This is a genomic window from Secundilactobacillus silagei JCM 19001 (assembly GCF_002217945.1).
Taxonomy (GTDB): Bacteria; Bacillota; Bacilli; order Lactobacillales; family Lactobacillaceae; genus Secundilactobacillus; species Secundilactobacillus silagei.
Genome location: NZ_BCMG01000006.1, coordinates 56,298 through 71,255 on the forward strand (window position 1 = coordinate 56,298; position 14,958 = coordinate 71,255).

At 43.8% G+C, this 14,958-nt stretch carries 14 protein-coding genes; 6 read left to right on the top strand and 8 right to left on the bottom strand.

Going from position 1 to position 14,958, the window contains the following annotated elements:
* Positions 1-85 precede the first annotated feature (85 nt).
* Positions 86-1,111, bottom strand: a complete 1,026-nt coding sequence (locus tag CES79_RS06625; protein ID WP_089136696.1) for a LacI family DNA-binding transcriptional regulator — start codon at positions 1,109-1,111, stop codon at positions 86-88.
* 261 nt (positions 1,112-1,372) lie between these two features.
* Between CES79_RS06625 and CES79_RS06630 the strand changes: the two genes are divergently transcribed.
* Together CES79_RS06630 and CES79_RS06635 are read left to right on the top strand one after the other, a co-directional pair.
* Positions 1,373-2,314, top strand: coding sequence for an alpha/beta hydrolase fold domain-containing protein (locus tag CES79_RS06630; RefSeq protein ID WP_089136697.1), 942 nt, complete (start codon positions 1,373-1,375; stop codon positions 2,312-2,314).
* A gap of 12 nt (positions 2,315-2,326) precedes the next feature.
* Positions 2,327-2,902: a TetR/AcrR family transcriptional regulator gene (locus CES79_RS06635; RefSeq protein WP_089136698.1), complete on the top strand. Its 576-nt coding sequence runs from the start codon at positions 2,327-2,329 to the stop codon at positions 2,900-2,902.
* A 57-nt stretch (positions 2,903-2,959) separates the two neighbouring features.
* Here CES79_RS06635 and CES79_RS06640 read toward each other — a convergent pair whose 3' ends face one another.
* The 4 genes from CES79_RS06640 to CES79_RS06655 form a co-directional block, all read right to left on the bottom strand.
* A complete protein-coding gene (locus CES79_RS06640) occupies positions 2,960-4,132 on the bottom strand; it encodes an alpha/beta hydrolase family protein (protein WP_089136699.1) in 1,173 nt (390 codons plus the stop codon).
* Positions 4,133-4,156: 24 nt separating this feature from the next.
* Positions 4,157-4,984: an oxidoreductase gene (locus CES79_RS06645; protein ID WP_089136700.1), complete on the bottom strand. Its 828-nt coding sequence runs from the start codon at positions 4,982-4,984 to the stop codon at positions 4,157-4,159.
* A gap of 76 nt (positions 4,985-5,060) precedes the next feature.
* A complete protein-coding gene (locus tag CES79_RS06650; protein WP_089136701.1) occupies positions 5,061-5,636 on the bottom strand; it encodes a TetR/AcrR family transcriptional regulator in 576 nt (191 codons plus the stop codon).
* A gap of 91 nt (positions 5,637-5,727) precedes the next feature.
* Positions 5,728-6,129 (bottom strand): MerR family transcriptional regulator, encoded by a 402-nt coding sequence (locus CES79_RS06655; RefSeq protein WP_054654266.1) that lies wholly within the window; start codon positions 6,127-6,129, stop codon positions 5,728-5,730.
* A 152-nt stretch (positions 6,130-6,281) separates the two neighbouring features.
* Here CES79_RS06655 and CES79_RS06660 point away from each other — a divergent pair, with 152 nt between their 5' ends.
* Complete coding sequence (locus CES79_RS06660) at positions 6,282-7,040, top strand: SDR family NAD(P)-dependent oxidoreductase (RefSeq protein ID WP_089136702.1); 759 nt, start codon at positions 6,282-6,284, stop codon at positions 7,038-7,040.
* A 63-nt stretch (positions 7,041-7,103) separates the two neighbouring features.
* Here the strand turns inward: CES79_RS06660 and CES79_RS06665 are convergent, their stop codons facing one another.
* Entirely contained in the window at positions 7,104-7,940 is an 837-nt protein-coding gene (locus CES79_RS06665) for an SDR family NAD(P)-dependent oxidoreductase (RefSeq protein ID WP_170173535.1), read from the bottom strand.
* 657 nt (positions 7,941-8,597) lie between these two features.
* Between CES79_RS06665 and CES79_RS06670 the strand changes: the two genes are divergently transcribed.
* Positions 8,598-10,220 carry a peptide ABC transporter substrate-binding protein gene (locus CES79_RS06670; RefSeq protein ID WP_054654270.1) on the top strand — a complete coding sequence of 541 codons (1,623 nt, stop codon included), beginning with the start codon at positions 8,598-8,600 and terminating at the stop codon, positions 10,218-10,220.
* A 22-nt stretch (positions 10,221-10,242) separates the two neighbouring features.
* Positions 10,243-12,180 carry an alpha/beta hydrolase family protein gene (locus tag CES79_RS06675; protein WP_159459471.1) on the top strand — a complete coding sequence of 646 codons (1,938 nt, stop codon included), beginning with the start codon at positions 10,243-10,245 and terminating at the stop codon, positions 12,178-12,180.
* Positions 12,181-12,257: 77 nt separating this feature from the next.
* Here the strand turns inward: CES79_RS06675 and CES79_RS06680 are convergent, their stop codons facing one another.
* Positions 12,258-13,424, bottom strand: a complete 1,167-nt coding sequence (locus CES79_RS06680) for an MDR family MFS transporter (protein WP_054654278.1) — start codon at positions 13,422-13,424, stop codon at positions 12,258-12,260.
* Between the two features lie 474 nt (positions 13,425-13,898).
* On the opposite strand from CES79_RS06680, the gene CES79_RS06685 reads away from it, so the two are divergent.
* On the top strand, positions 13,899-14,258 hold the full coding sequence (locus CES79_RS06685) for a hypothetical protein (protein ID WP_054654280.1): 360 nt from the start codon (positions 13,899-13,901) through the stop codon (positions 14,256-14,258).
* An 88-nt stretch (positions 14,259-14,346) separates the two neighbouring features.
* Here CES79_RS06685 and CES79_RS06690 read toward each other — a convergent pair whose 3' ends face one another.
* Positions 14,347-14,895: a hypothetical protein gene (locus CES79_RS06690; protein WP_054654283.1), complete on the bottom strand. Its 549-nt coding sequence runs from the start codon at positions 14,893-14,895 to the stop codon at positions 14,347-14,349.
* Positions 14,896-14,958: the final 63 nt, after the last annotated feature.

The following is a 14,958-nucleotide window of genomic DNA, read 5'->3' on the forward strand; positions in this document are numbered from 1 at the left end:
AAGCGTTGCAGATAATCCACCTTGGACTTTCTGCAGCGCTATTTCGTTTCTGGAAAACGCTAAAAATCATCAATGACACCCTAAGCTAACAAGTTTGCAGCGGATAAGTTTCGCCGGTACCCAAGTGTCCCGGAATCGTCGTTCTCGATATCCACTGACGATGATGCGTGATCAAGTCGCAGATCTGATTAACTGCAGTAATCCCTAACACTTCCTTGGGCAGTGAAAAGCTGGTAATGGCCGGTGTCAAAAAGGAGGCTACATGAATATTATCAAAGCTGATAAGTGGCAGATCCTTACCAGGAACGATCTGCCGTTCCAATAACCCTTTAACAACGCCGATTGCCATTGAATCTGACGCGACCAGTAAACCGCCAATTGGCGCAGTTACTTCCGAAAGCAATTCATTGATTGCTGACAACCCTGCTTGCGTGTTCCAAGAGGTTAATTTCATTAATTTCGACTGGTGATTGACCGCTAACCAGTCACGGTAAGCCTGTGTGCGCAGGTCGTCACCCTTTTTTTCGACTGAACCGTCCAGGCTAAATTCCATCCGGTAACCGCCAATAAAGGCAATCGGACCGTTAGCCTGTTTTTTGAGTAAGTTTAGCGCTTTAAGGGTCAAATTATATAAATCGGTCCCAATGGTATCAACAAACGAACAGTTCGTGTTGACATCATCAATGACAATAATATTTGGATTGTAGTGTTTTAATCGTTTAATCGCTTGCTCTGACAATGAGCCTAAAATAATGACGCCATCATAATTGGCAACGATTCCCGGATCAATGCCAACTTGAATTTGAAACACATTTTGAATATTCACATTTCGCTTTCTAGCTGTCTCGTAAATACCCTTTCGAACAAAGTGCCAATATTCATCTTCAATTTCATCATTTATAAATAACGTCGTGATTAAAGCGCAGTTCGTCTGTGTTGTCACCTGTTTGATGCGATGATGAACCGGCTGATAACCTAAATCAGAAGCAATTTTTTTAATGCGTTTTAGTGTTTCGGGTGCCACCATCCGTGCCAAATCAGGGTTGAGCGCATTGGAAACCGTTGCCGGCGATACGTGGGCTGATTTAGCGATATCCTTAATTGTCGTCATAATTATACCTTCTAATAAATACGTTAATTAGTCTCTCTCAAAACCTTATTTACGTATTTAAGTATGACGATTTTATAAACTAAGTGCAATACTAATCGAAAAAAATAGCCGATCATCACGAAGATGACGGTTATTTTTGATTGATTAACCATTCTCACTGCAAATTTTTTAAACAAAGCGCTTGACTATAAATGAACGATCGATTAATATAGTTCTAAATTGATTGAACGTTCAATTAAGGAAAAGTAAGGAGAATACATTATGCCTAAAACAACATTTAATGCCTTTCAGCAACGTACCGTTTCTAGCCAAGCAGCTAAATTTATCAGCACTTTTAAGGGCTTTGATATTCCCAATTTCATTCCAATCACAAATAAAATGATTTTGCGGATGCGCAAACAATTTCAAGATGGTGAAGATAAGGTTGAACTCGATCTTATCAAGCGCCACCACTTAAAAATTGAACCAGTGACCTATAACAACGTCCCCGGTCTGAAAATTACACCTGAAAATGTCATCGCTGGTCAAGGTGCTATCGTAAACATTCACGGTGGTGGTTTTATCATGGGAACTGCACGCGACCGCAACGGCTTATTAGCCGCAACTGAAACCCACCTACCCGTTTACTCAGTTAACTACACGTTATCACCAGAAGCTGCTGCTCCCATTGCACTAGAAGAAGCCCAAAACTTCTATGCAGGTGTGGTGAACGAATTAGGTGAACAGCCAGTTCGGGTAATGGGCAGCTCGGCGGGTTCTACAATCGCTGCTTCCATGCTGGTTCGTGCTCACGCAGCTGGCCTTAAAATGCCTCAAGTAGCCATCCTCTTCTGTCCAGCCCTTGATATCAGTGGTGATGGTGACAGTACGGTTTTTGATAGTCGTCGAGATGCCATGTCCGTTCACCTTTCGATGCGGTTAGCTAAGACCTATATCGACAAAAAGGACCCCCATGATCCTAATTTATCACCCATGTACGCTGAAATTGGTGCTTGGTTCCCAGCTACCTATATGACTACCGGCACCCGTGACATGATGATCAGCAATGTGTTACGCTTTACAGACAAGCTAAAAAAGGCCAACGTGCCGGTCGGCAGTACAATCAAAGACGGTATGTGGCACGGCTTTACCTGGGAAGAAACTTTACCAGAAGCAATTGAAACACGGCAAGATGCTTGGCAGTTCATGGCTGAGCACGTTTAATGAGGTGAAAATATGCGCACGCGAGACGAAGAAAAAAGAGCCCGGATCTTAGACAGTACCAGTAAAATCATGATGGAACAAGGCATTGCAGCTGTGTCTTTGAGCAAAATTGCCAAGGACGCTGGGATTGCTTCTGGCACCGTCTACACCTATTTTAAGGACAAGGATGATCTGCTAAGAGGCGTTTATTATGATCGCAAAAAACGCGTTGCGGAAGCCATTAACAGTATCGATTTAAATGGTGATCCGGTTGAACAACTGACCCACTTCATGGATTTAGTTTACGACTACGGGCAGAATCATCTGGAAGATATGCTGCTCATCCGTGAGTTCAACCAGTCCCCACTGCTAAGTCAGCTTAATATCGACGTTAAAGTCGCTTATGCTGGCTTTGAGCCACTCCTGGCATTATCAAAAAAGGGCATCCAGGAACAAAAATTTGTCCCAGATGCCGATACCGTTTTAATGTCTTATGCCTATACACCAGTGATTGAATACTTACTAGCGGTGCGCAATGGCGCGCTAGATTCGAAAAACGTTCCATTTGCCAATGTGAAGGCACTATCACTTAGAGCAATTGTAAAATGAAATTTCATTTGAGCCCGCAGCTAACAGCTGTTGGCTCTTTTTTATCACCGCGGATAATCACTTTAAGATTGAATCAACCCATTCAAACACCCGTTGATTATAATAGTTCAACGCGCCCATCTGGCAATGCTCTTCCGCACCATCTTCAGAATCAAATTTTAATAACGTTTTGTCAGACTTTAACGCCTGGTACAGCATTGCTGGCTGGCCCTTAAAGAAACCATCATTGGCCGCTTCACCAACCAAAACCGGACATTCAATTTTATCCGCAACACCATTCAACGTATAGTCTTGCGTCTTTTTAAACAGCTCTTCAATTGAATTAGCATTAAAAGTAAATAACCCATTTTCAATCACCCACCGCAAATTGGTGCTATGCATCATCAAGGTTCGTAATTTCGCCGCCACTACTTTGGTATCCGTCACTTCATGACCACGAGCGGCAAACGCATCCGCGAAACTAAATGAGAACACACCGTCATCGGCAACCACGCCAGCCAGCCGGTGTTCATAAGCTGCCGCACGAGGTGCCAACAGGCCACCAAAGCTGATTCCCATCAATACAATCTGATCCGCCAAAACGTCTGACCGCGTTTCTAAATAATCCACGGCAGCGCTCACCACCGTCTCCCAGTCGGGCCTAAAGCCGAGATGCTGTTCGCGAATCATGGCACCTTGACCAGGACCTTCAAACGTCAGCACATTGTAACCGTGCTTCAAGGCATCGATAGCCACTTGAAAATACAGCTCTTCACCCGTTGAATCATAACCACCATGAACCAACATGGTTGACCGCGGTTGGTCATCAATTTTATAAAAGTAGCCTGGCATAGCGGTGTCTTCAAATGGAATTTGCACGATTTCAAAGTTTTTTCCTGACAGCTTCATTCCCTGTTGGAAAGTACGCCTGCTCTGACCCCAAGTGGCCATCATCCGCGGATCATCGGGGTTGCCATGCAAGAAGAATTCGGCTGCTCGATAGTAATTTGAAGCCTTTAAATAATTCTCACTGGCACTCACAATCTGACTTGCTTTCTCAAAATCAACAGCTCGCTTCATCACGCGATCCGCTAACTGATGCCACTGTGCATACCAGCTGTCAAAGTTGCTCTCTTCAATTCCATAGGTCGTATTCAAGACTTCGCCAACATCGGCACCGCCATATGGTGCATAACTCAAGGTTCGTAGCGTTTCATAAGAAAATGTTGGATCATCGAAAATCAATTTCATGGTTATTTACCCCCGTAGTTTAGATTAATGTTTCGTCAACCCGCGCATCTGTCGCCCCATCACTTTATCAAATTGCTTGTAAGATAACTTGCGTGCCATGATGACTAGCATCTTCATCCCAAAGTTTGGTTGGTAACGCGTCTTGGGACGACGGGCGTTAATAGCTCTCATAATTAATGCAGCAATTTCTTCTGGAGTGGTAGTAAAGCCAGAAAAGCCACCTGCTTCGTACGCCTCTACCAAATCGTGATATGCCGAATTAGCCGGTGTCTGTGCCTTTAACTTGTCCATGGCAACTGAACCCCATTCCGTCTTGGTGCCACCTGGTTCGATAATGATGACGTCGATGCCAAATGGCTTAACTTCCATCCGCAATGTATCACTTAAGGCTTCTAGTGCGTGCTTTGATGCGTAATACCAGCCAGCAAGTGGTGAGTACATCTGACCACCAACGGAAGAAATATTAATAATTTTGCCTGAATGCTGATGACGCATAATTGGCAGGATCATTTGCGTTAAGGCCATGAGGCCAAAGACGTTTACGTCAAATTGGTTCTTAGCCTCAGCCGGATCAACATCTTCCAGCGCACCCTGTGACCCATAACCGGCTGAGTTAACGATGATATCGATTTCAGTGGCATTGGCTTCAACAAAATCAACGAAAGCGCGGTTGGAATCCTGTTTTGTCACGTCCAGTTGATGAACTAGAATTCCGGCTTGTTTCAAATCATTCATTTTCTCAACCCGACGAGCGCCGGCAAAGACTTGATAGCCCTCATCGTTTAATCTCAGTGCGGTTGCTTTACCAATCCCTGATGATGCGCCTGTTACGATTGCCACTTTTTTAGTCATTATGAAATCTCCTTTAATTTTTAAATAATAAATTGTGAACGTTCATTCTTTTAATCTGTAAAAATTAAAGCCCTGCTTAGGCTTTAATTGCTGACCAGCACATGTCAACCATCTGCTTGATCATCTCATCCGTTGTCGTGCGACCGGCAACGTAATTCATTTCCAGTAAATCATCTAACGGAAAAAACGTAAAGGCAATTAATAATTCAACATCTTGCTGCTTGATCACGCCTTGCTGCTGACCCTTTTTAAGTAACTCACGGACACCATTATCCTGGCGAATCATTTTGTCATAAACATCCGCGTTGATCAATGTTGGATTGTTGTTCACGACATTCATAAACAACGATTGCTGCGGCCTTTCTAACAAAACGCGAATATAGTTCTCATACATCTTTTTAATTTGGGTTTGGATATCAGCTTGCGTCTCGCCTAAGTCGTGCATCTGCGAATCCAGATTCTCGCGTGCCTCCAAGTACAGCGAAGTTAACATATCTTCCTTACTGGTATATGTCAGGTAGATGGTCGCAGGTGACACACCGGCCTTCTTCGCAATCTTGGACATGCTGAGGTTCTGGTACCCTTCTTCAAGGGTCAGATCTAAAACGGCTTGTTTGATGGCTGCTAATTTAGGATTATCTTTTTTTGGCATGACAATAATATAACTGAACGTTCATTCTTTGTCAATGATTTTATTTACTTTTTTAAATTTTTCTCTTTAAAATGCAGTTACACCGCCTGTGCTAACTGTGAGCGGCGGCCTTTTTAGACCCATTTTCAAGTTCCTGTCGAGCCTGTTCAAAGCGACCGATTTTCTGTTTTAAAAAGCCCTTTTGCTGGTTGATTCGTGCAATTCGTTCGTTCAGCTCCTGATCCAATCGCTGTAAAATGGCGATACCTTCATCAAACGTAGCGACATCGCGACTATTCTCAGACAATTTCATGATTTGCTGGCATTCCGCAATCGATGCGCCTAATTGTCGTAAATGAACGATCTTGTTCAATGCTTCAATTTCAGCTGCACCGTATTCTCTTCGACCTTGCGCACCACGTTTGATTGGCGGTAATAAGCCAATCTTTTCGTAGTAGCGCAACGTATCGTAGGTCACATTAAATTGTTCGGCAACTTGTTTAATGGTTTGCATAATCGGCTCCCAAAATTCTTTTATTTTTTAGCTTGCGCTAGTGTAACACCAGCGTGCTAGACTAGTCAAAGTTTCAAAATTACAACTAAAAACACCACTATCACAACAATGTTTTCTACTCACAAGCAATTGATTTGAAAGGAAGTTATCTTATGACTAAAACTGAAACGCTGACACTTGTTACCGGTGCAAACCGGGGTATGGGCTTTGAAATGACCAAAGAACTGGCAGAAAAGGGCCAGCACGTCATTATTGGTGCACGTACCGCAGAAAAAGGTGAGGCCGCTGCAAAAAAATTAACTGACAAGGGCTTGAACGTGGATTTTGTTCAACTAGACGTGACTGACCCGCAATCCGTAACTGATGCCGCCCAAACATTGAAGAAGCACTATGGTCAACTGTCCATCCTGATCAACAATGCTGGTGCCGCTTTCGATGGTCGCAAAGCACCTTCAACCGTTGATGCCAAGCTGTTACACGCTGATTTCGATGTGAACTACTTTGGACTCATTGATGTGACGCAAAAAATGCTGCCTTTACTCAAACAGGCGCCTACCGCTAAGATCATCAACATGTCTAGCATGATGGGCTCAAAGACGGAAGCCCTTAACCCGGATTCTGACGTTTATCATGCCGTGGCTGTTGGCTATCAATCCGCGAAAGCCGCTGCCAACATGTATACCGTGCAACTGGCTAAGGAATTTAAGAACGCTCAGTTACCAATCACTGTCAACGCCGTAGATCCCGGTATGGTCGCCACTGAATTTGGTGGTGCCACCCCCGAAATGGCGAAGTCATTCGGTGCCCAGCCCGTTGAATTTGGGGTTGCTCGAGTTGTTGAACTAGCTACCGATGCCACAAATCAAGATACTGCAACCTTTAGTAACACCCATGGTCCAGTTGCCTGGTAATATGATTTACCAAATAAACCTCCTAAGCTAACATTTCTGTCAGCTTAGGAGGTTCGTTTTATTTTACCGGGCAGCTCGTGCCGCCATACTGATGATCAACTGATGGAAGATTCCTGGATGCACGCGAGCCAATCGACTCATCATGCGGTCGCTAAAACTAAAGTAATACCGTCGTTTCGGCTTATGATCGGTAGCAGCACGGTAAAACACTTTAGCTAAGTCAGCCGAGGTTGCTGCTGAATGACTGCCGACCCGTTGAATCACGCTCAACGTGCCATCGATCAAAGACCGGTATGGCGTGTCTGGCACAACGTTCTTTTCAATGGAACCCATGGCAATATCTGACCAAGAAGACTGGGTACCACCGGGTTCAACGACCACTGAACGCAAGCCAAACTGCCGAATTTCGGTATCTAATACATCCGACCACACATTTAACCCATGCTTGGTCACGTGATACCAGCCACCAAGAGCTGAATACATGTCACCACCTAATGATGAGATATTAACAATCCGGCCAGTATGCTGGTGACGCATCCGCGGTAACACTAATTTAGTTAGCTCAGCCGCACCAAATAAATTAGTTTCCACTTGGCGACGAACCTTTTCTAGACTAACTTCCTCCAACGGACCATATTCGCCATAACCGGCATTATTGATCAAGACGTCTAAGGTAGCCTCTTTTTCAGCTGCTTGAACAAAATTTTTTCTAGAATCATCATCCGTAACATCTAAACTCAGCGGATGAATCCCCGTACCAACCGGAATATTGTTAACACGGCGGGCACCGGCATAGACTTGCCAACCCTGTTGTGCGAATAACTGAGTTGCTGCATAACCCATCCCACTTGAAGCACCGGTAATTAAAACCGTTTTTTTAATCATTTTGATTTCCTCCATTGTTTGTTTATGAATGTTCATTCTTTTATTTACCAAAAATAAAAAGCCCTTATTGGCTTTAAGCAACGTTCATTTAAAGTTAGCTGTTTGTCATGAGCCCAATATAACTGAACGTTCATTCTTTGTCAAGCATTTAATTAATTCGGGAATTTTTTCAACTAGCTTAAATTTTAAATCACCACTTTTCAAACCAATGCTAACCGGCTTAATCTATGAAGTTTAATCACTCAAACCGCAAAATAATTTAAAAAAAGCATCAAAATGAATTTGACAATTAGAAAAAAGAGCATTATTGTAATTGTATTCTCATTAACAAACATAATTTGCACATTAAAATCTAATATTAAAAACGTTTTGAAAAGTCTATAGCCGATACTAAACTCACAGAGATTCCTGATAGGGCTGAAACAGGAAAGTGGCGTATCAATGGTGAACAATCAACTTGGAAAGGTGGTTAGCGCGAGTTAGCCAATGGTCTTGCACCCATTATCGTGCCGTTGGCTCATAATGCCAACACTGAGACTTACACATACATATATTGTTGCTAAGTGACTGATAGGTGGTACCGCGGAGACGCCCTATGGATATTTTATCCATGGGGCGTTTTTCATTTCCTATCAGCCAATAACAAACTATTATTTTTTGGAGGTTTTACATATGAAACACGGGAAATACATATCATTAGCTCTTGTTGGTTTAGCTGGTCTCGCCCTCGCAGGCTGTGCGTCAAGTTCGGCTGCCGGAGATGCTAAGCAAACCGTCAATTTAATGTCATCGCAACAGGTCGGTACCCTAGATACTTCGATGGCCACCCAAATCCAGGATCTGCAAGTGGCTAACAACACCCAGGAAGGCTTATATCAGTTAAAAGGTTCAACCGATGTCACCCCCGGAATTGCCAAAGATGTGGTTAAACCAACAAATAACGGCACCGTCTACACGTTCCATCTACGCGCTGATGCCAAATGGAGCAACGGTGATCCCGTAACGGCTCAAGATTTCGTGTATGGCTGGCGCAGAACCGTCACCCCTAGTACGAAATCATCACACGCCTATCTCTACGCACCTGTTAAGAATGCCAACGCCATTGAAACCGGGAAGAAAGCACCCGATTCATTGGGGGTAAAGGCACTGGACAAAGATACCTTACAAGTTACATTAAACAGCGCAACGCCCTACTTTAAGTATCTGGTAGCGTTCACCACCTTCTTCCCTCAAAATCAAAAGACCGTCGAAAAATACGGCTCCGCATACGGTACGAGTTCAGACAAAATGGTCTATGATGGTCCGTTTACGCTCAATAATTGGAACTCATCCAAAAATAGTTGGACGTTGAACAAGAACAAGGATTACTGGGATAAAGATAATGTGAAATTAGATACGGTCAATTACCAAGTGGAAAAAGATCCTCAAACCGCGCTATCTCAATATCAAGCTAAGAAACTGGATAGTGTTACCTTAAATGGCCAACAAGCTGCCGAAGAAAAGCATCAACCAGGATACACTACCTACTCAGGCGGTCAAACAGACTTTTTAGCACTGAATTTCCGTACTAAAGCACTTCAAAATAAAAACATCCGTCAGGCACTGTCTTTGAGCATCGACCGAAAAGCTTTGGTTGATAACGTCCTTAAAAATGGCTCTAAAGTGCCAACGGGCTACCTGCCCCATGACGCCACTAAAAACCCAACCACTGGCAAAGACTTCGCGGACGATACCGATACTGCATCAGCAGTGAAGTACGATCCTAAAGCTGCCAAACTGCTTTGGATTAAGGGTCTAAAACAACTCGGCACCAAGAGTATGACGCTTCGTTATCTAGGCTTTGACGATGAGAAGAACTACGCCGAATACGTCCAAGCTGCCGCTGAAAAACTGCCTGGCTTGAAAGTCAGCGTCACCCTCTTACCTCAAACTCAAGCTGTTACCAAGATGCAAAGCGGTAATGGCTTTGACCTGGTTTCCTTCGGCTTTACGCAGTCCTACCCTGATCTATCCGATTGGATGCCACACTTTGTTACCAATAACGGTATCAACATGGGTGCTTACAGCAATAAGTCCTACGATGCTGACGTCAACGCCGCAGCCACCACGGACGCTTCTAACCCGCAAAAACGGTATGCTGATTTCCAAGATGCTGAAAAGACACTGATGAATGACCAAGCCATCATTCCATTGGATGAAGGTCAATCCGTTTATCTCAACAACCCTAACTTGAAAAATCTGAGTTATGAAGGTTCCTCAGGCTTGTATTTAAAGAATGCCTACCTCGCAAAATAAAATGATCAAAGGAAGATTCGCCATGAAAAAAGCGCTCTCAAAAGAAGATTTGTATGAACTAAAATCGCTGAGTCAACCGGTTGTCAAACACGATAAAATCTTGGTTACTAACAATCAAATCGACCGCGACCAGAACGATTACGCGCCCCAAGTCGTGACGTTCAATGCGGACTATCAACCTGAAGGCGCCGTTAATCCAGCCTTGTTCGCTTCTAAGGACGCCCATGTCACCAAAGACAACCTCTATTATCTGGGCAAGGTGACTCCAGAAGCCCCCTTCACCTTGTTTGAACACCGACCCGCTCAAGCAGATAGCCAAGTGAGCCCCTTCCCTGTGGCGTCCTTTGTCACTGCTAATGGCGCCAATAAGGTTTTCTTTAAGGTCATGCAGACCGCTGAGCAGCCCATTACACCCGATGCACAGTTTCCAGAAGTTCGGCACATCCGAAAAGAACACTACTTCGCCGATGAATATGGTTTTCTACCTGAGGATGCCACGTTTGAGCTATACGAATACGATGCTGATACGCGGACTCAAAAACAACTGTTCAGTTCACAGACTGACTTCAAGCTTTGTGATTCAAATGCAGCTGGTTCCAAGCTTGTGCTGATCCTCGATAACTTTCCAGATGACGAAAATAACGATAGTAACGGCATTTCTGTCCTGGATACTAAATCCGGAAAATTACAAAATTTAACCCAGGACTATCCAAACTGGAAGTTTATTACGGCAGCCTTATCGCCCAAAGCAACGCAGTTATTGATCAGCGTGCAAAATAATTTAACCAAGGCTTATCGCAGCTACCTATTATATGAATACCACTTCGCTGATTCAAAGTTCACGGATGTCAGCAGTGACTTGGATGAAAATATTAGTGATATGCTGTATCTCCCTGACAGCACCGCTACCTTTAGCCGCCGTCCCTTTGCGTGGTTAAATGAAACTGACTTTTATTTCCGAACGAACGTTAGCGGGCACAGTAAATTCTATCGCTCAGATGGCGTTCAAAACCAGGTTCTCTTTGAGGATGATCTGCGAGTGACTGATTGGACGGTCAATTCTGAAGGTGAGTTATTAGTTTGTTATACCTCAGGCGTTCAACCTTCAATTCTTGGCACCATCACCAAAGACGGAACCCTCGTCAACCAGTACGACGTCAATCAAACATTTGATGAAGCGCATGCCTTCTCCAAACCCGAAAAATTCACTTATCACGCTAAAGACGGGCTCAAACTGGAGGGCTGGCTGATAAGGCCGCTCACTTCTAAAAAGACTAACCTGCCACTCTTTTTATACATCCATGGTGGCCCGCACTGTGCTTGGAGTGATTGTTTCTTCCTGCAAATGCAAGTTCTTGCGGCAGCCGGGTACGGTGTTGTCCTACTGAATCCACGTGGCAGTGCCAGTTACGGGTTGAGCTTTATGAAAGCCAATCAAGGTGCCTATGGCGGAAAAGACTATACTGATCTTTTGAGCGGCTTGGATGACGTTTTAGCGCATCACCCAGAGTTTGATGCAAAAAAGCAATACGTTGGTGGCCTTTCCTATGGCGGCTTTATGTCCTCTTGGATGATTGGGCACACTGACCGTTTTGCTGGTGCGGTGGTTCAAAATCCACTGACTAACTTCATCAGCTTTGTGGGTACCAGCGATATCGGGGTACCCTTCACCGAACAAGAATTACTGGCTCAAACGAATGACGTCGCAACCCTTTGGCATTTTTCACCATTAGCCTATGCTGACCACGTGACTACCCCGACTCTGCTGATGAGTTCCGAATGGGATAAGCGTTGTCCAATCTCACAAGGAGAGGAATTCTATTCCGCCTTAAAACACCGTCACGTAGCTGTCGAAATGACCCGCTTCCCGCAATCCTGGCACGCAATGGAAGAGTTTGGTCTTCCCAACCTCCGTGTCAAATGGATGGCGGAAACGCAACGCTGGCTGGATGCTCATTAGGTAATCATAATCACCGTAAATAGTAAAAGACGCAGGTAAGCTTCCAAATTGGAAACTTGCCTGCGTCTTTTCTGTAGTTAGTGATTAGTCTTTAATAAACGTGAATTGGCCAGCAGTGCCAGACACATTGTCAGCAAAATGGCGGAACCAGCCGTTAAAAATAGGATGCGATAATTGAATAAATCGATCATCACCCCACCAACTAGTGGCCCCATTGCTCGGCCTAGGGAAAGGGCAACGTTATACATGCCCTGATATTTCCCCTTTTGGCCATTCTTAGCCAACTCGTCGACCCAGACTGGTATGGCCGGAAAGCCAATCATTTCGCCCAGGGTCACGATAACCATCACTCCCACGAAAGCACCGTAATGACTGGCAAAAATCAGCGAAAAGAATGACAGTGCTAAAATGAGAATGCCGAAACCAGCTTGTGTCGAAATCTTGTACTTCGTAAAGATGCGATTACTCAGTGGCTGTCCGATGACGATTAGAATGCCGTTCAGCGTCCACAATAGGCTGTAATTTCTAAACGGAATGTGCAGATTCGTCATGTGCACTGACAAAACGCTTTCCCACAGGGTATAACTGGCATAAATCGCAAAGATCATCAGGCACACTAGCCAAATGACCCGTAAATTGGCCTTGGCAACTGTCGCACCGTTCTCCTTAGTGTTTTTAGTTGGTGTAACATCAACCTTAAACTCGGTCAACATCAGCAAAAATAACATAATGTAACAAAACGATGTGACCAAAAAGACCAGGGTAATGCCAAGATCAAAGAGGTACCCAACTAATAACGTCCCGATAACCGCACCAACGTTGATACCAATATACATTAAATTGAAAACCTGTCGCGTCGAAGTTGACTTGATCGCAGCAGCGTAAGAATTTTCAACCGTCGCGCTAATACCATCGCCAAAACCGACAACGAACAGCATGATGGCATAGATTGGCCAGCTATGAAAGAAAATTAAAATGATGATGGCTGCCAAGGACATCCCTGAACCGATCAACCCGGCTAAATAAGGCGACCATCGATCAAACATAATGCCGCCGATATAGTTGCCGACGATCATCAATAACGACATGAACAACAGGACCGTGCCGGAGGTGGTCAATGACTCCCCCAGCGTTTGGTTCATGTAAACAGTCGTTAATGGCCACATAAATGCTGCGCCCGCATTGAGCATTAAATTGGCCGTAAAAAGTGATGGTAACCGGACTTCTTTTCTAGTTTGAATCATTTATGTATCAGGATTCGGCCAGCACGTTCAAATTACCGGTCCAAACGTACTTTCTTAAATACTGTCTGCGTTGAACTAACTTGCGGGCGGGCGCAAAACTAGCAGATCTAGCCTTATTTTTTATCTTGAGTCTATTCACAAAACTATCCTCAGCTTCCTACATAATATGTACTTGGTTTATTTAGTAATTACCATCAATACCAAATAAAGCCAGAAGATTTACTCTGGCTTTGACTTTATGTGAAAATTTACAAATTTTGCTTTGCATTCTCATAATTTTATCATAATATGAATATTTTGTATACCTGCAAAGCGCTTGGCTAAGCTTAAGTAAGATAAGGGCACAACTTGAGTTAAATATTATAAACACCCTTACCATAACCCTAAAAAGAGTTGCATTCGTGTCAGCAAAGTTGCTACATTAATATAGTAGCTAACTAACAATAATCTCTAACGCAAAGGAATGGTGGCAACATGACTCAAATCAAAGGAAATCCAATTTTAGAAAACGAAGCCGAAAAGAACCAGGTAATGAACGCTGAACGTGAAAAAGCCTTAACGCAAGAGCTGGAAAAGGTTCGTTCAGAATTAGCTTATACCAAAGCCGAAGCCTTCAACAGAGATCTGAAAGCCTGCCACGTTGATCTATACGCCCGAACACGTACGGAAGACGGGACAGCTGATCCAAAACTGCAGGCCTACGTTGATCAATTCTTTGGTAAAGTTACTCAGGATTTAGATCACGATGAAATGTTACTACTAAGGGACTGCATCGTCAGTGCTTTTGAAGCTGGCGGTAAAGGCTTGAAGCAGGATTGGACCGAGACTAAGTAATATGCAAATACTAAAAACAGCAACCCTGCTTATCCGAGCAGGGTTGCTGTTTTGGTATTTGATAAATTATTAAATCAAACGCGCTATATTAAACTTTCATCATAATGACTAAAATAGCGACCGTCAGCCAGGCAAAGATAACTCCCGCTCCATGCCAGATGATGATGAACCGTGTCATTCTCTCTGGTAACACAACCATCTTCAGCCGATTATCACTATGCGCCGATAGATAGTTTTTTAAGACTCGGCGCTTGGGATAAATTCGTAAGCCGCTAATCAATACACTAAACCCGACGAGCAGCCAAAACGCAATTCCCAAGTAAAATACAAATCCCATTAATAATAGAAATGCCTGATACTGGGTAACCAAAGACATGCCTAGCCCAGCACTTAAAAACCCACCAGCCGACAATAATGCAAAACCGTTTAATACTAATTTTAAATAATGCCAATAAATTGCTGAAACAGAACTCTCCAACCAATAGTCTTTAATTCGCCAATTACGAATGAGTCGATCCTGCCGTGTCATGTTGGGAAACGTCATCTGGACAATTTTTCGGTATCGCCTTTGAATAACAAAGTAGCCCAGCCCCAATACAATTAATATCACAAACCATATGAGTAATAACCAAACCATGCGGAATGCTCCCTTATTTTGTTTAAAGTGCCTCAGCTCAATTTAGTTAAGTTTAACCGAGAT